We start from the raw sequence: 19590 nt of genomic DNA on the forward strand, positions 1-19590 counted from the left end.
AACAGTGCTGCCTCCGGGGCGTGTTGTACAGGACCTGCCGCGGCGGGCGCGACGTAGGGTCGGGCCATGTCCGAATCCGAGCGGAACCTGGAAGGCAAGGTCGCCCTCGTGGCGGGTGCGACGCGGGGTGCGGGCCGGGGCATCGCCGTCCAGTTGGGCGCCTGCGGGGCGACGGTGTACGTGTCGGGGCGCAGCAGTGCGGCGGGCCGGTCGGAGTACGACCGGCCGGAGACCGTCGAGGAGACGGCCGAGCTGGTCACCGCGGCGGGCGGGCGGGGCATCGCGGTGGTCGCCGACCACCTGGTGCCCGCGCAGGTGGAGGCCCTGGTGGCGCGGATCGACGGCGAGCAGGGCCGCCTGGACGTGCTGGTGAACGACATCTGGGGCGGTGAGCGGCTCTTCGAGTGGGACAGCACCGTCTGGGAGCACGATCTGGACAACGGGTTGCGGCTGCTGCGGCTCGCGGTGGACACCCATGCCATCACCAGCCATTACGCGCTGCCGCTGCTGCTGCGCGCTCCGGGCGGGCTGGTCGTGGAGATGACCGACGGCACCGTCGACTACAACACGGACCGCTACCGGGTGTCGTTCTTCTACGACATCGCCAAGTCGGCGGTCCTGCGGATGGCGTTCGCGCTGGGGCACGAGCTGGGTACGCGCGGCGCGACGGCGGTGGCGCTCACGCCCGGGTGGCTGCGTTCGGAGATGATGCTGGAGGCCTTCGGCGTGACCGAGGCCAACTGGCGCGACGCGTTGGAGAGGGTTCCGCACTTCGCGATCTCCGAGACCCCCTCGTACGTCGGCCGGGCGGTCGCGGCGCTGGCCGCCGACCCGCGGGTGTCCCGCTGGAACGGTCGGTCGTTGTCCAGCGGCGGGCTCGCCGGGGTCTACGGCTTCACGGACCTGGACGGCAGCCGCCCGGACGCGTGGCGGTACATGGTCGAGGTCCAGGACCCGGGCCTGCCGGCGGACGCGACCGGCTACCGCTGACCGGGCGGCGGGGCCCCGCGTCGAGGGGCGGCGGCGCGGCTCACGGGGTGTCGGTCCCGATCCGGTGGGCGAGGCCGTCGAGCACGCAGCGCAGGCCGAAGGCCCAGACGGCCTCGGGGTCGAAGGCGCCGACGGTGCTGCCGACCCGGTCGGCGAGCGGGTAGCGCCGCGGGCCCATGGCCCGCTCCAGGAGGGGCGCGACGAGCGCCCACCACTCGTCGTCGCTCTGTTGCCGCTGGTGCTCGGCCACGTCGGCGGCGGCGAGGGCGTTGGCGTGCACGAAGCCCAGGAGGTGGGTGAGGGCGGCGTCCATCTCGGCGTCCGTGAGGCCGATGCCGTCGAAGGCCGCGAGCTCGTGCTCGTACTTGCCGATCACCCCGGGGCCGAGGGGCGGGCGGGTGGCGGCCAGGTCGGCGATCCAGGGGTGGCGTCCGAGCAGGTCCCTGTTGTCGTCGGCGATGCGGGTGACCTTCAGCCGCCAGGGCTCCTGGTCGGCGGGCTCGCGCCGGTCCATGTGCAGGTAGGCCTCGTCCAGCATCAGGTCGAGCAGCTCGGCCTTGCCCGGTACGTAGGTGTACACGGTCATCGGGGTGACGCCGAGGCGCTGGGCGAGGGCGCGCATGGTCAGCGCGGCCGCCCCCTCCTCGTCGGCCAGGGCGATGGCGGCCGAGACGACGGCGTCCACGGTGAGTCCCTGTCGCGGGCCGCGGCGGCCGCCCGCGGGCCCCTGTCCGGGCTCGCGCCACAGCAGTTCCAGCGTGCGGACGGGGTCGCCCGCGCCGCTGCGTTCCTTCGCCATGTCCGGTCCTTCCGCCCCGCCCATCAATTCACTACGCCGTATAGAATACAACGTATAGAGTAAGTCGAAGATGACCGGTACGGCAGCGATGCCACCGACGACCAGGGGGAACACGCGTGAATCCGGCCCGCCCCGCAGACGGCCACCAGGACATCCAGGTCCGCGGAGCCCGCGAGAACAACCTCGCCGACATCTCCCTCGACATCCCCAAGCGCCGACTGACCGTCTTCACCGGCGTGTCCGGCTCGGGCAAGTCCTCGCTCGTGTTCGGCACCATCGCCGCCGAGTCGCAGCGCATGATCAACGAGACGTACACCGCCTTCCTCCAGTCGTTCATGGCGAGCCCGAGCCGCCCCGACGTGGACGCCCTGCACAACCTGAGCGCGGCCATCGTCGTCGACCAGGAACGCATGGGAACCGGATCGCGCTCGACGGTGGGCACCGCCACCGACGCATCGACGATGCTGCGGATCATCTTCTCCCGCCTGGGCGTGCCGCACGTCGGCACCTCCTCCGCGTTCAGCTTCAACACCCCGGACGGCATGTGCCCGCGCTGCGAGGGGATGGGTCAGGTGTCCGACGTCGACGTCGACCAGCTCGTCGACCGCGAACTGTCGCTCAACGAGGGCGCGATCACGGTCCCCGGCTTCGCGGTCGACTCCTGGTACTGGCAGATCATGGCCAACTCCGGCTTCTACTCCCCCGACACCAGGCTCAAGGACTTCACCGAACAGGAGTGGGCCGACTTCCTGCACAAGCCCGCGGTGAAGGTGAAGGTCGGATCGAACAACTTCACCTACGAGGGGCTGATCACGAAGATCGCCCGGACCGTCCTGGGCAAGGACCGCGAGTCGATGCAGTCCCACATCCGGGCGTTCGTGGACCGGGCCGTGGTCTTCGCCGACTGTCCGGACTGCGGCGGCACCCGGCTCGCGGCGGCCGCACTGTCCTCGCGCATCGACGGGCTGAACATCGCGGAGTGCTCGGCGATGCAGATCAGCGACCTCGCCGCGGTCATCGCACGGATCGAGGACCCGGCCGTGGCGCCGCTGCTCACCGGCCTGCGCGAGCTGCTGCACTCCCTCATCGAGATCGGCCTGGGCTACCTGAGCCTGGACCGGCCGTCCGGCACCCTGTCGGGCGGTGAGGCGCAGCGCGTGAAGATGGTCCGCCACCTCGGCTCCTCCCTGACCGACATCACGTACGTCTTCGACGAGCCGAGCACCGGCCTGCACCCGCACGACATCCAGCGGATGAACGACCTGCTGGTGCGGCTGCGCGACAAGGGCAACACGGTGCTGGTCGTCGAGCACAAGCCGGAGGTCATCGCGATCGCCGACCACGTCGTGGACCTCGGTCCGGGCGCCGGCACCGCGGGCGGACGGCTCTGCTACACCGGGGACGTGGCGGGGCTGCGCACCTCCGACACGCTCACCGGCCGCCACCTGGGCCACCGGGCACGGCTGCGGGAGACGGTGCGCACGCCGCGCGGGCACCTGTCGGTGAAGGACGCGGACCTGCACAACCTGAAGGACGTCAACGTCGACGTGCCCCTCGGGGTGCTGGCCGTGGTGACCGGCGTGGCGGGCTCCGGGAAGAGCTCGCTGATCCACGGCTACCTGGCGGGACGCGAGGGGGTGGTGGTGGCCGACCAGTCGCCGATCCGCGGCTCACGGCGCTCCAACCCGGCCACGTACACCGGTCTGCTCAATCCGGTCCGGACCGCCTTCGCCAAGGCCAACGGGGTCAAGGCGGCCCTGTTCAGCGCCAATTCGGAGGGCGCCTGCCCGAAGTGCAACGGCCTGGGGCTGGTCTGGACGGACCTGGCGATGATGGCCTCGGTGTCCTCGGTCTGCGAGCAGTGCGAGGGACGCCGTTTCACGCCCGAGGTGCTCACGTACCGGCTGAACGGGAAGAACATCAGCGAGGTCCTCAGCATGCCGGTCGCGGAGGCGTACGAGTTCTTCACCACCGGGCAGGCGCGGACGATCCTGGGCCGGTTGGCGGACGTCGGGCTCGGCTACGTCCGGCTCGGGCAGCCCCTGAACACGCTGTCGGGCGGTGAGCGGCAGCGGCTGAAGCTGGCCATCAGCATGGCGGAGAAGTCCTCGACGTACATCCTGGACGAGCCGACGACGGGCCTGCACCTCGCCGACGTGGACAAGATGCTCGCCCTGATGGACCGACTCGTGGACGACGGGAACTCGGTGATCGTGATCGAGCACCACCAGGCGGTGATGGCCCACGCCGACTGGTTGATCGACATCGGTCCCGGCGGCGGTCACGACGGGGGCCGGGTGGTCTTCGAGGGCACGCCCGCCCAACTGGTCGCCGAAGGGGACACCCTGACGGCCCGGCACCTGCGGGAGTACGTCGGGGCGTGAGCGGCGCGCGGGCGGGCGCGCGGGCCGGTGCCGGCCGGCGGCCCGCCCGCGCGCACCGCGGGTGCGGGTCGCGCGCCCGTACGGCGGGCTGCCCGTACGCAGGCTGCGTACACCGTGCGCAGGACGTTAGGGTGGGGGCATGTCCTCACCCGAGCAGCAGACCCCAGCCGCCGTTCCGTCCGTCTGGACCAGGCCCCGTCGCCGCAAGGAACAGCCCGCGCTCAGCCGGGAGCAGATCGTCGCGGCGGCCGTGCGCCTGCTCGACGCCGAGGGCATCGAAGCGCTGAGCATGCGCAAGCTCGGGACCGAGATGGGCACCGCGGCCACCTCGCTCTACCGGCACGTCGCGAACAAGGACGAGCTGATCGAACTCGTCGTCGACGAGGTGTACGGCGAGCTGGAACTGCCGGAGGTCGGCGGCCCGGAGGGCTGGCGCACCGCCCTGTCCGGCAGCGGTCACGGCCTGCGCGCCATGATCCTGCGCCACCCGTGGGTGGCCTCGGTCCTCGGCCAGGTCGGCCTGGCCCACCTCGGCCCGAACCTGATGCGCATGTCGGAGCGGATGCTGGAGCTGACCCTGGGCGCCGGCTTCCCGCCGGGCGAAGCGGACCTCGCGATCAAGGCGGTCATCTCGTACGTCAGTGGCGCCACGACCAGCGAGGCCTCCTACCTGTCCCTGCTCGCCCGCAGCGGACGCAGCGAGGCGGAGTGGCTCCGATCGCTGGCGCCGGCGGACCGGAGCGCGCTCGCCGAGCACCCGCTGACGCAGGGCCACACCTCGATCCGCCACGACGACCCGGCGCGCGTGCGCGAGGAGAACTTCGACTACGGCCTCCAGCGGGTGCTGGACGGCCTGGCGACCCGGATCGCGCGGGACTGACGCCGCCCTACGGGAAGACCGGCCCGCCGATGCCGACGGCGGGGGCGAAGAACCGCTCCACCTGCGCCTGACGGACCTGGACCAGGGCGGGCGGCGACCAGCGCGGCGTCCGGTCCTTGTCGATGACCTGGGCGCGGATGCCCTCCACCAGGTCGGGGGTGGACAGCGCGGCGCCGGAGACCCGGTACTCCTGCTCCAACACCTCTTCCAGCGAGCCGAGTTCACGGGCGCGGCGCAACGCGGCCAGGGTCACCTTGAGGGCGGTGGGCGACTTGGTCCGCAGCACCTCCGAGGCCTCGCGGGCGGCGGCCACGCCGCTGCCCAGCAGCCGCGAATGGATCTCCTCGACGGTGTCGGCGGCGTAGCAACGGTCGATCCACTCCCGCTCGGCGGCGAGTTCGCCCCCGGGGACGGTGCCTCCCGCGTACGGGGCCAGGATCTCCCGGGCGGGGGCGCCGGTGAGGCCGTGGGTGAGTTCGTCGAGGTGGGCGGAGGGCACGTAGTGGTCGGCGAGCCCGCACAACAGGGCGTCCGCGGCGCCCACCGCGACGCCGGTGAGCGCGAGGTGGGTGCCGAGTTCGCCCGGAGCCCTCGACAGGAGGTGGGTGCCGCCGACGTCGGGGACGAAGCCGATGCCGGTCTCGGGCATCGCGACGCGGGAGCGTTCGGTGACGATCCGCACGCTGCCGTGCGCCGAGATGCCGACGCCGCCACCCATGACGATGCCGTCCATGAACGCGACGTACGGCTTCGGGTAGCGGGCGATGCGCGCGTTCAGCCGGTACTCGTCCCGCCAGAAGTCGAGCGAGGCCGTGCCCCCGGTGGACGCGTCGGCGTGGATGGCCCGGATGTCACCACCCGCGCACAGGCCCCGTTCGCCGGCACCGCGGACCAGGACCTGGCTCACGAGGGGATCGTGCTCCCAGACGTCGAGCGCCTCGGTGACCGCCAGCACCATGGAGTGGGTGAGGGCGTTCAGGGCGGCGGGGCGGTTGAGGGTGATCACCCCCGTACAGCCTCGGACCTCGGTCAGAACGGTGTCTTTTTCGGCATTCACACCGGTCAGTATGTAGCTTCCGCACACACGCGCAAGATCGTTCTTTTGTCCCCGGTGTCCCCCGAAGGCTTCTTCGACGGGGTACGGCCCGCAAATCGGCCGGCGGCCCGCCGGCGGGGAACCGCGCCGACGCCGGAGCGGCGAACTGCGGCTCATGGGTCGATTCCTCACCCGCCCCGGCACGCACCCGCTGATGACGGACGTCCGGCCGGCCTCGGACGCCGGCCGCGGCCCCCTCCGCACCCCGCTCACGAGGGTCGTCCGGTTCGCCCGGATCCGGCCGCGCACGCCCCGACGGGCCCGCTCCGGCGCCCCGGCGCGGTCCGACCGGAACTCCACCGTCGCCCGAGAAGACCCTCCGGGGCCGGACACCGCGAGGCGGACGGGAGTTCGACGACGGGCCCTAGGACCGCCGTCCGGAGGCCTCGGCGGGGGCGCCGGGGCCCGCCACGGGACAGGGCACCTCCAGCCAGACGCACTTCCCGGTGGCGCCGGGTCGTGAGCCCCACGAGCGGGCCAGCCGTTCCACGATCAGCAGCCCGTGCCCGCCGGGCCTGCCCGGGTCGGCCGAGCCGGTGGCCTCGGCCACCGGGGGGTGCGGATTCGCGTCGGTCACCTCTATCCGCAGCCGCTCGTCCGTGCAGTCCAGTACGAGGGCCCCGGGGCCCCCGCCGTGCAGACAGGCGTTGGCCACCACCTCCGACACCAGCAGCAGGACGTCCTCGGCGGCGTCGCGCACGGTCGGCCGTTCGGCCGGCAGCCAGTGCCAGGCGGTCAGTGCCCTGCGGGTGAAGTCTCGGCTGCGGGACACCGGGTCGGGCAGACCGTCGAGGACCAGGAGCCAGTTCCGGTCCCTCGGCGTTCGCTGCTCCATGGCCCTGTGTTCCCTTCCGCTGTTCCCTCCGCGCTCACGGGTCCGCCGCGCCGGCTACCCGGTCGGTGGCCGCAGCGCCTGCGCCACGTCGGCATGGACCGGGAAGACGCCGTCGGCACCGGTGATCCGGAACATCCGGGCGACGGGTCCGGTCAGACCGGCCAGTTCGAGGGTGCCTCCCGCCTCCTGGACCGTGATGCGGCTGTGCAGGAGCGCGTTCAGCCCGGTGGAGTCGCAGAATTCCAGGCCCGCCATGTCGACGAGCAGCCTCCCGCCCCGGGCGGCCGCCGTTTCCAGCGCGTCCCGCAGGGGCGCAGCCGTGTCGTGGTCCAGCTCCCCGGCGAGTGTGAGGAGGACCGCACCGTCCACCGCCCGTACCGCGACGGTGAAGCGTCCGTTGTCCGTTCCCAGCACCATCCGGCATCACCCTTTTCGTCCCGCTCGTGCTGCGCATGCCCGCGTCACCGCGGGATATGCGCGCCTTCCGACCGTGTCCGGCGTCCCGGCCCGCAGGTCACGTGGCGTCGGGCGGCCCGGTCACGCCCGCGACGGTACCCCGCCGCCCCCGGTGGCCGGCGCATCCACGCCACGCGGCCCCGCCCGGGCGCCGTCGCGGCAGCTCATTCGGGGTCGGGTTGCTCCGTGACCGGTGGCAGGCCCTCCATCCGCCGGTACCGGTCCATGAGGTCGGTGACGACGCGGAGGTTGTCCGTGCGCATCCCGTCCGCCCGCATCACCAGGGCCCGGATCCCGGCCTGCCGGAGCGCGTCGGCCTCGGCGGACCCGCCGCGGACCTCCCCGCGGGCCTCCTCGTCGAAGAAGTGGGCCACCGAGACGCCGAAGAAGCGGGCGAGGGCCGCCAGGAGGTCGGGCGACGGGTTGGACCGCCTCCCGGTCCGCAGCTGGGACAAGTACACGCCGCCGACCCTCAGTCCGGGATCGGCCCGCTTCAGCTCGTCCGCCACCTCGGTGTTCGTCCAGCGCCCGCCTCCGGGGCGGACGGTCCGGAACAGGTCGTCGAGTCGTGACGCGAGCAGGGGCCGCTCGTCGGTCGCGTCGTCGGTCGCGCTCATCGTGAAGCCCCCCGAGATAGCCGCTGGCTATTCGGGAGTTTCACAGATTAGCGGTCAGTTGACAATCGGCCTGGATTCAGCCACCGTGGAACCCGCCGATAGCTGTCAGCTAACTGGATGTACGGGGGTCATCTGGTGGGTTGCCGGCCGCGTCGGGGGTCGACCGACCTTCGGGGGCGCGCGGCCGGAAGGTCGGGACGGGAGCCACCCGTCCGGCCCGACGGACATCGGGGTACGGGGGAAGCGGGGGGACGGGAGATACCCGCCCGGTTTGACGGGGGATGCAAACCGGGCGGGAGTTCTCAACTCGCCTTGCGGAGCCTACTGTAGGCGGCCGCGACTTTCGTGAGCCAGGCGACTTCCGCGCTGAAGTTGTCCGTGTCGCGGTCCTCGAAATCGCCCGCGTCCTTGTTGTCGCGCGGGATGGTGCCCGCCCGCCTGGCGTGCAGGGCCTGCCTTATCTGGGCCGCTTCGGTGAACGCCTGCCGTGATTCCGCGGCGACGTCCCCGTCGATCCCGCCGCCGGCCGGGGCACCGCCGCCGGCCGGGGCACCGACGCCGCCCGCGGCGCGCTCGATGTACGGACGCAGGTCGCGCCACCCGTCCCGTATCTCCACCACCCGCCGGTGGAGCCGGTAGTCGAGGTCGCGGACCGAGGTGCCCGGCGGCTCCAGCGCGATGTCGGGGAAGGACTCGTACAGGTCCCGCCAGAGCGGGTGGAGAGCGCGGTAGGCGCGGTAGGAACGGGTCCAGTCGAGGAAGCCGCTCGCCACCGGCGTCCAGAAGGACATCGTCAGGCTGAGCGAGAGCGCGACGATGCCGAACGCGTCGAGGACGGAGGCGAGGGCCTCCCGCCAGGGACCGATCTCGACCCCTGCCGCGATGCTGAGGACGTTGACGGTCCGGACCAGGCCGTACACGAGGAGGATCACCGCCCCGAGGAACAGCATCCGCAGCCCTTGGCGCAGCGAGACGTTGTCGGTCATCCGGGCGTAGGGACCGCATTGGCGGACGATGGTGACGCACGGGACGGCCTGCGAGGCGATGAAGGCCAACAGGTACGCGAGGAGCAGCGGTTCGCCGCTGCCGTCGAATTCCGTGGGGCAGCGGGCCGGTCCGTCGGCGAGGAAGAAGAGGGCTGTCAGCAGCAGGTCGAGGGTGAGCCCGGTGGCCACCCAGAAGCGCGTCTTGCGCACCACCTCCTCGCCGACGGCCGCCCAGCGCAGGAAGATGACCTGCGCGCTGACGCAGAAGGCGACCGCCGCCAGGTGCATGACGAGGATCGCGAGGTTGCCCACCCCCAGGAAGCTTTCGCTCCGCATGGCGACGGCGCCCATGGTGAAGGTGAGGCACTGGAAGAACAGCGTGGTGATCAACGTGCGGTAGGCGCCGTCGCGCCAACTGCGCCGCCCCTGGCAGAGCCGGTAGGCGAGCGCGGCGTACGACGAGAGCGCCGCGATGACGAAGCACAGGGTCCTGATGGTGTTCACGGTGATGCTTTCCTACCGGTGCCGCGGGTGCCACGAACGGTTCGGCCGGGTTGCCCGGCCGGTGGCCGGCGCGCCGAGTTCAAGCGGAACCGTACCCGCCGGCTTTTCGGGCCCCCGCACCGGGCGGCCCGTGCGGACGTCGCGGTCCGCACGGGCCGCCCCGGCCGGCGCGGACCTCCCCTTCCACACCGGCCCGCCCCCCTGGGGATGGCTTCGCGTTACGCGACGGGCTGCTGCTGGGTGACGCAGTGGATCCCGCCGCCGCCGGCGCCGAGCCGGTCGATGTTGAGCTGCTCGACGGTGCGGCCCGGGTAGAGGCGGGCCAACGCGGTCTTCGCCGCGGCGTCGGGGCGGGTGTCGCCGAAGTGGGCGCTGATGACGGCGCCGTTGCAGACGTAGTAGTTGGCGTAGGAGGCGAGGAAGTCCGGGTTGGTGGAGCGGATCTTGTAGTAGTCGGGGCCCTGGAGCTGGTCGACGGCCATGCGCGCGCCGCCCGCGGTGGTGGCCGCGGAAAGGACCTGGTACTGCTTGCGCGCGTCCTTGGCGTAGACGTCGTTGTCGGATGCCAGGGGCATCTGGACGAGGGCCCGGCCGGGGGCGAGGAAGCGCGAGGTCGCGTCCACGTGGTCGTCGGTGATGTCCTGGCCGACGACGCCGTCGAACCAGATGACCTTGGAGGCGCCGTACGCGGCCAGCATGGCGGCCTCGATCTGCGCCTGCGACTTGTTCGGGTTGCGGTTCTTGTTGATGAGGCTGCTGCGGGTGGCCATCAGGGTGCCCGCGCCGTCCTGCTCGATCGCGCCGCCCTCGCCGACCAGCGCGGCGGAGGTGAAGGGCACGCCGACGTGGGAGGCGATCCGACCGGCGACCAGGTTGTCCCGGGCGTGGGCCTGCTTCTTGCCCCACCCGTTGAAGTTCAGGCCGACGGCGTCCAGACCGCCGGATCCGTCGGTGCGGAAGACCGGGCCGGTGTCGCGCATCCAGCAGTCGTCGACGGGGATGGTGCTGACGACGGTGACGGAGGGTCCGCACATCGAGCGGGCCTTGGCGGCGCTGCCCGAGTTGGCACAGAGGTACACCGGCTCGTACTTGGCGATGGTGCGGGCGATGAGCGAGATGTCCGACTGGACGCCGCCGAGCTGGTTGCCCCAGATGGAGGTGCTGTCCGGCCAGGCCATCCAGGTGCGGGTGTGACGGACGTCCTCGATCGGCACGCGGAAGGCGCCCGCCGCCTTCGGGGCGGGCAGGGATGCGGCCCGGGCCCGTCCTTCCGTCGCCGTGATCGCGGCCGCGGCGGCGGTGAGTCCCGCCGCCGCGAGGAACCTTCTTCTGCCCATGCCCCCGCTTGCGGGCCGGTTCACCACGTGATCGTTCATGGGGTTCCCTTCGATGGTCAACTCCCCGCCAGAACAACGGGGTTGGCCGGAAAGCTAAAACTGACCAAGCGCTCGGTCAATAGTTTGGACGAGGTCGTTCCGGCGGATCGGGAGAAACCGCAGGTGACGCACCGGAGTCTGATTAGAGTGACGCCATGGCAGCTTCCGCGAAGGACTCCGGGGACGCCCCCGTCCCCCCTGCCCGGGCCGGCCGGCCACGGGCCTCGGCGAAGGGCGAGCAGACCCGGGCACGGCTGATCGCCGCCGCGCGGACCCTCCTCGCCGGCGAGCAGGCGGAACGCTTCACCACCCGCAACGTCGCGGCGCTGTGCGGTGTTTCGCACGGGATGTGCCACTACCACTTCCAGGACCGGACCGATCTGGTCCTGGCGGTCATCGCGGACATCCGCCCCGAGTGGATCGCCCCGCTGGAGGCGGCGGTGGCCGCCCCCGGCTCCTTCGCCGAGCGCGCCGAGCGGGTGGTCGACCTGCTCGGACGGCCCGAGGGCGCCGAGCTCTCCCACCTCCACGCCGCCCTGCACTGGCAGGCGTTGAACGACCTCCGGGTGCGGGAGAGCCTGGAGGCGGAGTACCGCCGCTGGCACGCCTGCTTCATCGCCCTCTTCCAGGTCCTGGCCGACGAGCGCGGCGGCCGGCTCGACCCGCGCCCGCTCGGACTTGCGGTGGCCGCGGCCGTCGACGGCCTGGCGGCCATGGACTCCCTCGGCGCCGGATCCGGTACGGAGCAGGTACTGCGGACCCTCGTCCGCGCGCTCGCCGCCGGAGCCTGAGCCGGGGCCCGGCCCGGGAGCGGCGGGACCGCCCGCCGGGTCCCCTCACAGCTCCCGGCGGGCGGCGGAGATGGCCTCCGGGTCCCAACCCGGGCGCGGCACGGACTCCAGCAGCAGCCGCGTGTAGGCGTGCTGCGGCGCCGCGAGCACCCCGGCCGTGGCGCCCGCCTCGACGATCCGGCCGTGGCGCATCACGACGATCTCGTCGGTGACGCACCGGACGACGCCGAGGTCGTGGGTGATGAAGAGGTACGCGACGCCGGTCTCCTCCCTGATGTCGGCGAGGAGGTTGAGGATCTGCGCCTGCACGGAGACGTCGAGCGCCGCGACCGCCTCGTCCAGGACGAGGACGGACGGTTCGACGGCCAGGGCCCGGGCGATGGCGACGCGTTGGCGCTGGCCCCCGGAGAGCAGGCGCGGCAGGGCGTCGGCGGCCCGGGTGCCGAGGCCCACCTGGTCGAGGAGTTCCCGTACCCGGGTGGTGTGGTCCCGGCCGGGGAAGTGCAGGCGCAGGGTTTCGCGCAGGGCCGCTTCGACGCTGGTGCGCGGGTCGAGGGAGAGGTACGGGTCCTGGAAGACCATCTGGACCTCGCGGGCGCGGGCCAACCTGCGGGCTCGGCCGCGGCCCGCGGCGCGCGCGGTACGGTCGCGGCCGCCGACCAGGACCTCGCCCGCGTCGGCGCGTTCCAGGCCGACGATGATCCGCGCGGTGGTGGTCTTGCCGGAGCCGGACTCCCCCACGATCCCCAGCGAGCCGCCCTTGGGGAGGACGAAGGACACGTCGTCCACGGCGCGGACGGCTCCGTAGGAGCGGTGCAGCCCCCTGACCTCCAGTGCGTTATCGGGCATCGACGGCGCTCCCTTCGAGCCGGTCGCTGTGGTGGCAGGCGGCAAGGTGGCCGGGCCGGTCCGGGGCGGCCACCGGCAGCGGGACCTGCTGGTCGCAGACCTCGGTGGCCAGCGGGCAGCGGGCCGCGAAGGCGCAGCCGTGCAGTTCCTGGCGCAGGTCCGGCGGCTGGCCCTCGATGGCGGCGAGCCGGCCCCGGGGGCCGTCCATGCGCGGGGTGGAGGCAAGCAGGGCGGCCGTGTAGGGGTGCCGGGGGTGCGCGAACAGGGCCTCGGCGGGCCCGCTCTCGGCGATCCGCCCGGCGTACATGACGTACACGCGGTCACTGATGGCCGCCGCCAGGTCGAGGTCGTGGGTGACGAACAGCAGGCCGGTGCCGAAGCGGGCGCGGAGTCCGGCCAGCAGGGCGATGACCTCGGCCTGGGAGGTGACGTCGAGCGCCGTGGTGGGCTCGTCGGCCAGCAGGAGCGCGGGGTCCCCCATGAGGGCCGCCGCGATGACGACGCGCTGGAGCATGCCGCCGGACACCTGCCCCGGATACTTGCGCAGCACGGATCCGTCCAGGCCCACGGCCCGCAGGAGTTCGATGGCCCGTGCGGTCGCCTCCGTGGGGCCCATGGTTCCGGTGAGCGTGACGCCCTCGGTGAGGAAGTCCCCGATGCGGCGCAGCGGGTTCACGGAGGCGCGGGGGTCCTGGAAGACCATCGCCACGGCGCCCGCGCGGACGGCGCGCAGTCGGTCCGCGTCCATGGTCAGGACGTCCTCGCCGGCCACGTTGACGCTGCCTTCGGTGACGGCGCCGGGCGGCAGCAGCCGCAGCGCGCTGCGGCTGGTGATGCTCTTGCCGGAGCCGGACTCCCCGACGAGGGCGACGGTCTCGCCGGCGGCGACGGTGAGGTCGATGCCGTCGAGGACGGGCCGGGCGGTGCCGGGCAGGGTGATCCGTAGCCCCTGGATGTCCAGGGTGGGCGCCGGATTCGTGGGTCGTGGCGGTCTCATCGCGCCCTCCTGGCTATTCGGTCGGCCCAGCGTTCCCCGACCACGTTGAAGGCGACCACGGTCAGCACGATGAACACGCAGGGCAGGATCGCGGACAGCGGGTAGCCGTGCTGGACGGCGGTCTGGCCGTCGAAGACCATGCGGCCCCAGTCGGGGGTGAGGGCGGGCACGCCGAGTCCGAGGAAGGACAGGCCCGCGAGGTCCATCAGGGCGTATCCGAAGTTGATGGTGGATTGGGCGAGGACGACGGGTGCGATGTTGGGCAGGATGTGGCGCAGGCAGATCTGGAGCGCCGAGTGCCCCTGGACCTGGTAGGCGCTGACGTACGGGCGGGCCCGTTCGGCGAGGACCAGGGAGCGGGTGAGGCGGCTGACGTAGGGCAGGTAGGCCACGGAGAGGGCGATGACCGGCGCGATCAGCCCCTCGCCGTACACCGAGATGATCAGGATGGCGAGCAGCATGCCCGGGAAGGCGAAGACGAGCTCGGTGCTGCGGGACAGCACGGAGTCGAGCCAGCCGCCGCGCCAGGCCGCCGCCGTCCCGACGGCGATGCCGGCGACGGTGGAGAAGGCGACGACGCCGAGCGGTCCGAGCAGGGAGGTGCGGGCGCCGAGCAGCAGCCGGGAGAGGGTGTCCCGGCCGGCCGCGTCCACGCCGAGGGGGTGTGCGGCCGACGGTGCGGCGAGGGCGTTGCCCAGGTCGACGGCGTTGGGGTCGTGCGGCACGAGCCAGGGCGCGAACAGGGCGGCGAGCACGACGAGGGCGACGAGCGCCAGACATGCCAGGTGGAGCGGGGAGCCGGTGGCCCGGATCCGGGAGAGGCCGGGCCTGCGGGTCAGGACGGTGGTCATGCGGCGCTCCTCGTTCCGAGGGTCACCCGGGGGTCGACCAGGGGCAGCAGCAGGTCCACGATCAGGTTCACGATCATGAAGAGGGCGACGATGATCAGGGAGATCGCCTGGACGGTCGGGAAGTCCTTGGTGGTGGTGGACAGTTCGAGGAGCTGGCCGATGCCGCCGATGCTGAAGGCGGTCTCGACGAGGATCGTGCAGACCAGGAGGGTGGAGACGATGAGGCCGCCGGTGGTCAGGACGGTGCCGAGCGAGTTGCGGAAGACGTGGCGCCGGATGACCTGGCGTTCGGGGACGCCGCGGCTGCGGGCGACGGTGACGTGGTCGCCGTCGAGGGCTTCGAGCATGGCGGAGCGGGTGACTCGGGCGAGCATGCCGATCAGGTAGAGCGCGAGGGCGACGGAGGGGAGGATGAGGTGCCGGACCAAGTCCACGAGGCCCCCGTCGCCCGCGCCGCTGCTGGGGAACCAGCCCAGGTTGACGGCGAAGAGGCCCTGCAGCAGGACGGCGGCGACGAACGAGGGCGTGCCGACGGCGAACGTGGTGGCGACGAGGATGGCGGAGTCGGTGGCCCCGCCGCGGACGGCGGCGATCCGGCCTAGGAGGAGTCCGACGGCGACGACCACGGCGAGCGACATCGCGATGAGCATCAGAGTGGTGGGCAGGCGGTCGGCCAGCAGCCCGGAGACGTCGGTGCGGTAGGTGATGGACCGGCCGAAGTCGCCGTGGAGCACGTCGCCCAGCCACCGGAGGTAACGGACGAGGAAGGGGTCGTTCAGGTGGTACTGGGCGTTGATCGAGGCGAGGGCCTCGGGGGAGGCCGAGCGGCCGGCGAGCAGGAAGCTCGCCGGGCTGCCGGGCGCCAGGTACATGGCGCCGAAGACCACGAAGGACGCGGCCAGGAGGGTGGCGGCCATCTCCGCCACCCGTCGTACGGCGAATCTGACGAAACTCACTGAGCTGCCCCCACGTCGGCGGCCCACGGGTAGTACATGTACGAGATCGTGGTGGGGGCGCCGGTGATCCGCTTGTTCATGAACAGGGCGGTGGGCCACTCCGCGACGGGGATCCACAGGAGCTTCCCGGAGGCGTGCTGCTGGAGCTTCGCCTCGATGTCCATGCGCTGTTCCGTCGGGTAGACGGCGGAGGCCTCGTCGACGAGCCGGTCGTACTCGGGGTCGCTGTAGCCGGCGAAGTTCATGTAGGCGCCGGTCTTGAAGTTCGTCAGCAGGTCGAGCGGGTCGGTGATGGAGTCGTAGTAGGTGAGCGGGAACATGTCGATGCCCTCGCGTGCCTGCGGGTCGGTGAACAGCGCGGTGAAGGCGTTCGGGGCGATCGTCTTCAGTCGGATGTCCAGGCCGATGCTCGTCCCCGCGGCCTGGACGGCGGTGGCGAGGAGGGAGACGTCCTGACCGATGGAACTGGTGGCCACGGTCAGGGACTTGCCCGTGGCGCCGGCCTCCTTGATCAGGGCCTTGGCCTTCTCGATGTCCTGCCCGGTGGGCGGCAGGCTGTCGAAGGCCGTCTTCAGGGTCCGCTCGGGGGCCGCGGCCCAGGCGGCCCGGGTGGTGAGGGAGTTGGTGACGGTGCCGGACCCGCCCAGTCCCGCCTTGACGAACCCGGAGCGGTCCAGCGCCAGGGACAGGGCCTGGCGGACCCGGAGGTCGCCGAGGGGGCCCTGCATGTTGGTGATGTTGACGTTGACGGTACTGAGGCCCTCACCGAAGTAGAGCGTGCCGGCGTCGGCGGCCCGCAGCCGGGCGTAGCTCTCGGTGGGGATCAGGTATCCGCCGTCGGCCTCGCCGCTGAGCAGGGCGTTCGTCCGTGCCGAGGGGTCGGTCAGGATGCGGAAGACGGCCTTCTTCGACTTGGCCTTGGTGCCCCAGTAGCCGTCGAACCGTTCCAGCTCGATCGACTGGCCCTTGTTCCAGGTGCCGAGCTTGAAGGGACCGCTGCAACCGAGCCCGCCGGTGGTGCCGTAGTCCTTGCCCGCCGCCTCGACGGCCGCCTTGGAGGCCACGACCCCGGCGGCGGTGGCCATGTACTGGGGGAACTGCGAGTCCGGCTTCTTGAGTTTGACGGTGACCTGGAGCGGGCCGCTCTTGGTGATCGAGGCGACGTTCTGGAACACCTGCGCCCAGGCGGCCGCGTTGTCGGGGTCCGTCTGCCGGCCGAGGCTGAAGACCACGTCGTCGGCGGTCATCTCCTTGCCGTCGTGGAAGCGCACGCCGGGCCGCAGGTCGTAGACCCAGGTGGTGGGGTCCGGGTTGGTGGCCTGTCGGGCGAGGCCGGGCTCTGTGGTGAGGCCCGGGGTCCAGCGCATGAGGCTCTCGCACACGTTGGACAGCACGGTGTTCTGCGGGTAGTCGAAGGCCACCGTGTAGTCGAGGGTGGGCGGCTCGGCGTAGACGGCCCAGGTGAAGGAGTCGATCTCGCCCCGGGCCTCGGGCGTGGTGGTCGACAGCTTGACGTCGGTGACGGCGCCACCGGCCCCGTCCTTCGGCGGACCGGAGCAGGCCGCGAGGAGGGCGAAGGAGGTCAGGACGGCCGTCGCGATCCCGGCCCGGGAGGCGGGTCGGCCGGGGCGGAGGCGTCTGCGGGTGAGGGGTGGGGAGGTGGTCATCGTCGCGCTCTCTGTTCCGTGAGGGTTGCGGTGGAGGAGCGGGCGGTCCGCCGGGGCGGACCGCCGGGAGCGGCCGGTTTCCCGGTTCAGACGGTGGGGTGCGGGGCGGGTTCCTGCCGGTCGGCGGCGGGCACCTGCTGGGTGATGCAGTGGACCCCGCCGCCGCCGAAGGCGATGGCCAGCGCCCGGACCCCGACGACCTTGCGGCCGGGGTAGGCCGTCGCGATCACGGCGAGGGCGTCCTCGTCCTGGGGCACACCGGCCACCGGGACGACGACGCCGCCGTTGGCGACGTAGTAGTTGAGGTAGGACACCTCGATCTCGCCGTCGGCCAGGTCGGCGAAGGCCGTCTGCGGGACCTCGATGATTTCCAGGCGCCGGCCCCGGGCGTCCGTGGTGGCCTCCAGGACGGCCCGGTTGGCGCGCATCCGGGCGTGGTCGGGGTGGGCCGGGTCGTCGGGCAGGGAGATGACGACCGTGCCCGGGGCGGCGAAGGCACAGACGCCATCGACGTGCCCGTCGGTCTCGGTGTCGAGCAGGCCGCCGTACGGGAGCCACACCACCTTCGTGACGCCGAGGCGGGCCTTGAGCTCGCCCTCGATCTCGTCGCGGGTCATGCCCGGGTTGCGGTTGGGGTGCAGGAGACACTGCTCGGTGGTGATCAGGGTGCCCTCGCCGTCGACGGTGATCGCCCCGCCTTCGAGGATCATGTCGGAGGCGATGCGGTCGACCCCGAGGTGCTCCAGCAGCAGGGCGCTGACCCGGTCGTCGGAGTCGTACGGGTGGTGCTTGCCGCCCCAGGCGTTGAAGCGGAAGTCGACGCCGGCCCGGTTGCCGTCCCCGTCCAGCACGAAGAGGGGGGCGGAGTCCCGGAACCAGGAGTCGTCGAGCGGCAGCTCGATGACGGTGACGGCCTCGCCGCAGAGCGCGCGGGCGTCGTCGCCGAAGCCGGGCGGGGCGACCATGGTCACGGGTTCGAAGGCGGCGATGGCCCTCGCGACCTGGGCGTACTCCTCCTTCACGTCGGCGAGCACGCTGCCCCACAGCTCCAGGCGGGTGGGCCAGGCCATCAGACATCCCTCGTGGGCGGACCACTCGGCGGGCATACGGAATTCGGTCATCAGGTGTCTCATTTCTTGCGTGGGGTGGAGTCTTCCATTCGACTGAAAATTCAGTCAAGAGCGAAGTCGTTATGCGGGGCCGGGCGGGAGGTGGAGCCTCAGAGGAAGTACGGGTGGTGCGGGCGGTCCGGGGAGACCCGCTCGGCCGGTTCGGACCGCGGGAAAACCCCGGCGAACGTCGCGACCCCGGCCCGGGTGCCGACGTCGACGACTCCCCGTCGGAAAGTGCGGAGCTTGCCGGCGGACCCGATGTCGCGGGAGCCCCGGCCGGTGACGACCCACCCGGGCGCGACCACCATGTCCGCGAGCACGGCTCCGGCGGAGGGGCCGGTCGAGAGCGTCATGGTCATTCCTTCCTCCGGAAGGGCGGGCGGGGGGCGCCGGGGCCTCGCCGTCCGGATGCGTGGTGCGCGAGGCGGCGGCCGGGGCCGGTGGCGCGGCGGCGACGCTTCGAGATGCGCGTCGACCGGGTGCCGGGGCCGGGCGGGGCGTGGGGTGACACGCATCCGGCCGGCGGTCCGACGATGCGGGAGGCCGGCCCCGCCCTGCCGAGAGCTTCACTCTGGCATTGACTGAAAATTCAGTCAAGAGGCTGAACGGAGATGGTCGCCGAGGGGAACGGGCGAGTTCATGGAGGTGCCTGCGCGCCGGGGCGGATGCGCGGGGAAGCGGCGGGGTCCGGCGCCGGCCCGGGGCCGCGGCGGGCCCCGGGTGCGGTGGGCGTCAGCCCCGCCCGAGCCCCGCGAGCTCGGCCTCGACGGCGCCCCGCATCAGGTCGCGGGCATGGCCGATCCGGATGCCGCCGCTCAGCCAGCGCATGCTCAGGCCCTCCAGGAGGGCCGTGAGCCGCTCCGCGGCGGCGGCCAGCGCGGAGGCGGGCGCCATCGGCCGGACCTGGCCGAGCAGCGCGGCCACCTCCTGGACCCACACCAGGGTCGCCCTCGCGAGGTCCTCGCGCAGGACCTCGTCGAAGACGGCGCTCGCGCGCAGTTCTCCCCAGGCCGAACTGTTCTCCCGGACCTCCACGGTGTCCTGGAGTTCCAGCAGGAGGGTCTCCTCCAGCTCCTCGCGCGCGGTGAGCGGCGGGTCGTCCGGGTCCCGGTCGGTGGTGTAGCGCTCGGCGCGGTCGTTGATGAACTCCAGGGTGTGCCGCAGGACACCCGTACGGTCCTTGAAGTGGTAGTAGATCAGGGCGGTGGACACGCCGGCCTCGGCCGCGAGTTCCTCCACGCGCAGCCCGCGCACGCCGCGCCGGGCGATCACCCGGGCGGCGGCTTCGAGGATCTGAGTACTACGAGACGCCATGGTCCGCACCCTACCCGGGTGATCCCGTACGCCGGTACGCGGCCCGTCACCAGGAGTACCGGAGGCGGGTCCGCGGGACGCGGCGGTCCCGGAAGACCCGGTGGGCGCGCGGGGCACGACGGGCGTGATC

At 72.3% G+C, this 19590-nt stretch carries 19 protein-coding genes; 4 read left to right on the forward strand and 15 right to left on the reverse strand.

Annotated features, from left to right (window positions below; translation table 11 throughout):
* The first annotated feature begins 66 nt into the window (after positions 1-66).
* Positions 67-990: an SDR family oxidoreductase gene (locus ACFVS6_RS09785; protein ID WP_389702272.1), complete on the forward strand. Its 924-nt coding sequence runs from the start codon at positions 67-69 to the stop codon at positions 988-990.
* 40 nt (positions 991-1030) lie between these two features.
* On the opposite strand, the gene ACFVS6_RS09790 is transcribed toward ACFVS6_RS09785, so the two are convergent.
* Positions 1031-1789: a TetR/AcrR family transcriptional regulator gene (locus ACFVS6_RS09790; RefSeq protein WP_389702273.1), complete on the reverse strand. Its 759-nt coding sequence runs from the start codon at positions 1787-1789 to the stop codon at positions 1031-1033.
* A gap of 116 nt (positions 1790-1905) precedes the next feature.
* On the opposite strand from ACFVS6_RS09790, the gene ACFVS6_RS09795 reads away from it, so the two are divergent.
* Positions 1906-4173: an ATP-binding cassette domain-containing protein gene (locus ACFVS6_RS09795; RefSeq protein WP_389702275.1), complete on the forward strand. Its 2268-nt coding sequence runs from the start codon at positions 1906-1908 to the stop codon at positions 4171-4173.
* 139 nt (positions 4174-4312) lie between these two features.
* Positions 4313-5053 (forward strand): TetR/AcrR family transcriptional regulator, encoded by a 741-nt coding sequence (locus ACFVS6_RS09800; protein ID WP_389702277.1) that lies wholly within the window; start codon positions 4313-4315, stop codon positions 5051-5053.
* A gap of 7 nt (positions 5054-5060) precedes the next feature.
* Here ACFVS6_RS09800 and ACFVS6_RS09805 read toward each other — a convergent pair whose 3' ends face one another.
* From ACFVS6_RS09805 to ACFVS6_RS09830, 6 genes are all read right to left on the reverse strand, one after another.
* Positions 5061-6110 carry an enoyl-CoA hydratase/isomerase family protein gene (locus ACFVS6_RS09805; RefSeq protein ID WP_389702279.1) on the reverse strand — a complete coding sequence of 350 codons (1050 nt, stop codon included), beginning with the start codon at positions 6108-6110 and terminating at the stop codon, positions 5061-5063.
* Between the two features lie 403 nt (positions 6111-6513).
* A complete protein-coding gene (locus ACFVS6_RS09810; protein ID WP_389702280.1) occupies positions 6514-6984 on the reverse strand; it encodes an ATP-binding protein in 471 nt (156 codons plus the stop codon).
* Positions 6985-7038: 54 nt separating this feature from the next.
* Complete coding sequence (locus ACFVS6_RS09815; protein WP_389702282.1) at positions 7039-7401, reverse strand: STAS domain-containing protein; 363 nt, start codon at positions 7399-7401, stop codon at positions 7039-7041.
* Positions 7402-7604: 203 nt separating this feature from the next.
* Positions 7605-8057 carry an XRE family transcriptional regulator gene (locus ACFVS6_RS09820; protein ID WP_389702284.1) on the reverse strand — a complete coding sequence of 151 codons (453 nt, stop codon included), beginning with the start codon at positions 8055-8057 and terminating at the stop codon, positions 7605-7607.
* A 302-nt stretch (positions 8058-8359) separates the two neighbouring features.
* Positions 8360-9547, reverse strand: a complete 1188-nt coding sequence (locus ACFVS6_RS09825) for an MAB_1171c family putative transporter (RefSeq protein WP_389702285.1) — start codon at positions 9545-9547, stop codon at positions 8360-8362.
* 218 nt (positions 9548-9765) lie between these two features.
* A complete protein-coding gene (locus ACFVS6_RS09830; protein WP_389702287.1) occupies positions 9766-10923 on the reverse strand; it encodes an agmatine/peptidylarginine deiminase in 1158 nt (385 codons plus the stop codon).
* A gap of 155 nt (positions 10924-11078) precedes the next feature.
* Between ACFVS6_RS09830 and ACFVS6_RS09835 the strand changes: the two genes are divergently transcribed.
* Positions 11079-11714 carry a TetR/AcrR family transcriptional regulator gene (locus ACFVS6_RS09835; RefSeq protein ID WP_389702289.1) on the forward strand — a complete coding sequence of 212 codons (636 nt, stop codon included), beginning with the start codon at positions 11079-11081 and terminating at the stop codon, positions 11712-11714.
* 45 nt (positions 11715-11759) lie between these two features.
* Here ACFVS6_RS09835 and ACFVS6_RS09840 read toward each other — a convergent pair whose 3' ends face one another.
* The 8 genes from ACFVS6_RS09840 to ACFVS6_RS09875 all read right to left on the reverse strand — a co-directional run bounded on the left by ACFVS6_RS09840 (position 11760) and on the right by ACFVS6_RS09875 (position 19460).
* Positions 11760-12563: an ABC transporter ATP-binding protein gene (locus ACFVS6_RS09840; protein WP_389702291.1), complete on the reverse strand. Its 804-nt coding sequence runs from the start codon at positions 12561-12563 to the stop codon at positions 11760-11762.
* Positions 12553-13560 carry an ABC transporter ATP-binding protein gene (locus tag ACFVS6_RS09845; RefSeq protein ID WP_389702292.1) on the reverse strand — a complete coding sequence of 336 codons (1008 nt, stop codon included), beginning with the start codon at positions 13558-13560 and terminating at the stop codon, positions 12553-12555. The genes ACFVS6_RS09840 and ACFVS6_RS09845 overlap by 11 nt, the downstream gene beginning before the upstream one ends.
* Complete coding sequence (locus ACFVS6_RS09850; protein ID WP_389702293.1) at positions 13557-14411, reverse strand: ABC transporter permease; 855 nt, start codon at positions 14409-14411, stop codon at positions 13557-13559. Before ACFVS6_RS09850 ends, ACFVS6_RS09845 begins: the two co-directional genes overlap by 4 nt.
* The gene (locus ACFVS6_RS09855) at positions 14408-15367 is read right to left on the reverse strand and encodes an ABC transporter permease (protein WP_389702295.1); all 960 of its coding nucleotides are present in this window, start codon (positions 15365-15367) and stop codon (positions 14408-14410) included. Before ACFVS6_RS09855 ends, ACFVS6_RS09850 begins: the two co-directional genes overlap by 4 nt.
* Complete coding sequence (locus ACFVS6_RS09860) at positions 15364-17034, reverse strand: ABC transporter substrate-binding protein (protein ID WP_389702297.1); 1671 nt, start codon at positions 17032-17034, stop codon at positions 15364-15366. Before ACFVS6_RS09860 ends, ACFVS6_RS09855 begins: the two co-directional genes overlap by 4 nt.
* An 86-nt stretch (positions 17035-17120) precedes the next feature.
* On the reverse strand, positions 17121-18155 hold the full coding sequence (locus tag ACFVS6_RS09865) for an agmatine/peptidylarginine deiminase (RefSeq protein ID WP_389702299.1): 1035 nt from the start codon (positions 18153-18155) through the stop codon (positions 17121-17123).
* 98 nt (positions 18156-18253) lie between these two features.
* Positions 18254-18499 carry a hypothetical protein gene (locus ACFVS6_RS09870; RefSeq protein WP_389702300.1) on the reverse strand — a complete coding sequence of 82 codons (246 nt, stop codon included), beginning with the start codon at positions 18497-18499 and terminating at the stop codon, positions 18254-18256.
* A 379-nt stretch (positions 18500-18878) separates the two neighbouring features.
* Complete coding sequence (locus tag ACFVS6_RS09875) at positions 18879-19460, reverse strand: TetR/AcrR family transcriptional regulator (protein ID WP_389702302.1); 582 nt, start codon at positions 19458-19460, stop codon at positions 18879-18881.
* Positions 19461-19590 lie beyond the last annotated feature (130 nt).

The organism is Streptomyces sp. NPDC057939, from assembly GCF_042887545.1.
Taxonomy (GTDB): domain Bacteria; phylum Actinomycetota; class Actinomycetes; order Streptomycetales; family Streptomycetaceae; genus Streptomyces.

What these genes read in the sequence shown, in the direction of transcription:
- ACFVS6_RS09785 (WP_389702272.1), top strand. Translation starts at nt 67, where the DNA reads ATGTCCGAATCCGAGCGGAACCTGGAAGGCAAGGTCGCCCTCGTGGCG.
- ACFVS6_RS09790 (WP_389702273.1), bottom strand. Translation starts at nt 1,789, where the DNA reads ATGGCGAAGGAACGCAGCGGCGCGGGCGACCCCGTCCGCACGCTGGAA.
- ACFVS6_RS09800 (WP_389702277.1), top strand. Translation starts at nt 4,313, where the DNA reads ATGTCCTCACCCGAGCAGCAGACCCCAGCCGCCGTTCCGTCCGTCTGG.
- ACFVS6_RS09810 (WP_389702280.1), bottom strand. Translation starts at nt 6,984, where the DNA reads ATGGAGCAGCGAACGCCGAGGGACCGGAACTGGCTCCTGGTCCTCGAC.
- ACFVS6_RS09815 (WP_389702282.1), bottom strand. Translation starts at nt 7,401, where the DNA reads ATGGTGCTGGGAACGGACAACGGACGCTTCACCGTCGCGGTACGGGCG.
- ACFVS6_RS09820 (WP_389702284.1), bottom strand. Translation starts at nt 8,057, where the DNA reads ATGAGCGCGACCGACGACGCGACCGACGAGCGGCCCCTGCTCGCGTCA.
- ACFVS6_RS09830 (WP_389702287.1), bottom strand. Translation starts at nt 10,923, where the DNA reads ATGAACGATCACGTGGTGAACCGGCCCGCAAGCGGGGGCATGGGCAGA.
- ACFVS6_RS09835 (WP_389702289.1), top strand. Translation starts at nt 11,079, where the DNA reads ATGGCAGCTTCCGCGAAGGACTCCGGGGACGCCCCCGTCCCCCCTGCC.
- ACFVS6_RS09840 (WP_389702291.1), bottom strand. Translation starts at nt 12,563, where the DNA reads ATGCCCGATAACGCACTGGAGGTCAGGGGGCTGCACCGCTCCTACGGA.
- ACFVS6_RS09845 (WP_389702292.1), bottom strand. Translation starts at nt 13,560, where the DNA reads ATGAGACCGCCACGACCCACGAATCCGGCGCCCACCCTGGACATCCAG.
- ACFVS6_RS09850 (WP_389702293.1), bottom strand. Translation starts at nt 14,411, where the DNA reads ATGACCACCGTCCTGACCCGCAGGCCCGGCCTCTCCCGGATCCGGGCC.
- ACFVS6_RS09860 (WP_389702297.1), bottom strand. Translation starts at nt 17,034, where the DNA reads ATGACCACCTCCCCACCCCTCACCCGCAGACGCCTCCGCCCCGGCCGA.
- ACFVS6_RS09865 (WP_389702299.1), bottom strand. Translation starts at nt 18,155, where the DNA reads ATGACCGAATTCCGTATGCCCGCCGAGTGGTCCGCCCACGAGGGATGT.
- ACFVS6_RS09870 (WP_389702300.1), bottom strand. Translation starts at nt 18,499, where the DNA reads ATGACGCTCTCGACCGGCCCCTCCGCCGGAGCCGTGCTCGCGGACATG.
- ACFVS6_RS09875 (WP_389702302.1), bottom strand. Translation starts at nt 19,460, where the DNA reads ATGGCGTCTCGTAGTACTCAGATCCTCGAAGCCGCCGCCCGGGTGATC.